1 protein-coding gene is annotated in these 1,304 nt (G+C 63.3%); it reads right to left on the bottom strand.

Features of this window, described 5'->3' with window-relative positions; genetic code table 11:
* Window positions 1-38: 38 nt before the first annotated feature.
* Window positions 39-1,187 (bottom strand): integrase core domain-containing protein, encoded by a 1,149-nt coding sequence (locus KHO41_RS40925; protein ID WP_244874287.1) that lies wholly within the window; start codon window positions 1,185-1,187, stop codon window positions 39-41.
* Window positions 1,188-1,304 lie beyond the last annotated feature (117 nt).

Genomic DNA, 1,304 nt, shown 5'->3' with positions numbered 1-1,304 from the left:
ATGTACGGAGCAACCACATGGGTAACAAACGAGTTCACTCACATGGGTAACACTTTGAGGCTTAGATAGCCTTTGTGGTTGTGCCGTTCATCGATTCCTCCAATCACCATGGGGCCGAAGTGAACATGCCAGCGCCCTTCGTCGATCGCTTCCAGCCCCACCAGTTCGCCGCGTAGCAAGTGTCCTACGTACAACACCACGTTGTGGCGGTGGAGCAATCCATTGGTGCTGACTCGGTACGTCTCCATGTAGCTCGGATAGCTCATCTCCGGCAGCCGCTTTGGATACTCGCGGGGCGAGGCGGTGTAGCAGCTATCCGGCGTGCTCTGGCTCAACGCCTCGTGGGGGCGCTCTTCGTTGTAGAACCGCCGGAACGCGTCCATGCGCCGCTGCTGCGCCGCCAGCGTCGCCGCTGGCGGCAATGCCGTCGCCCGCTTGAGCGTGCGATGCATGCGCTCGTGCCGGCCATTCTGTTCCGGGTGCCCCGGCCGGATCCGCTCCGGCACGATCCCCAGCTTGAGCCACCAGATCGACAGTTGCGACAGCCCGCTGCAGCCGGTCGAGGCGAACGGCACACCATTGTCCGTACGCATCCGGTCCGGCAGCCCATAGGCGCGGAACAGCCGCACGAATGCCGCTTTGGTTGGCCGCAGCTTGGGCCCTTCCAGGCCCTTGCAGCCCAACAGGTAACGGCTGGCATGATCCATCACCGTGAGCGGATAGCACCAGCGCTGGTCCGCGGTCAGGAATTGCCCCTTGAAGTCCGCGCTCCACAGCCCGTTGGCCTCGCGCGGCGAGCGCAACGGCGTGCCACACCTTGTCACGCGCCGGCGCTTGTGCCGCGGCTCGATCCGGCCCGCCGCCTTCAGGATGTTGTAGATCGTCGTGCGCGAGGGCACCTCGGCCTCGCCAAACCGCTCGGCCAGGCGCTTCTGGATCTTCTTCGGCCCCAGCTCCGTGCCGCCATGTCCGCGCAGCTGCAGGATCGCCTGGCGGATCGGATAGGCAATCCGCTCCTGGCCGTGCCGGCTACGGCTACGCTCGCTCAACCCCGTCAGGCCTTCGCTCTCGTATCGATCGATCCACTTGTAACCCGTCTTGCGGCTGATGCCATAGTGCTCACACAGCGCACTGACGCTGTCGACCTGCCGCAAGTGGTCCGCAATGAACAGCAGACGTTGTTCCATAGGTTTGAGCTCACTCCAGGGCATGGGCGTCTCCCGGTGGCAGTCGCCCATGCAGGGTAGAAAACTGTTACCTATGTGCTTGAACTGTTCTGTTACCTATGTGGGTGAACCGTACCC

This window comes from Cupriavidus numazuensis (assembly GCF_905397435.1).
Classification (GTDB): domain Bacteria; phylum Pseudomonadota; class Gammaproteobacteria; order Burkholderiales; family Burkholderiaceae; genus Cupriavidus; species Cupriavidus numazuensis.
Note: the sequence above shows the minus strand (reverse complement) of the source record. Positions and strands in the feature narration are given on the sequence as shown.

Coding starts and splice junctions, on each gene's coding strand:
- KHO41_RS40925 (WP_244874287.1), bottom strand. CDS start 1,187: ATGGAACAACGTCTGCTGTTCATTGCGGACCACTTGCGGCAGGTCGAC.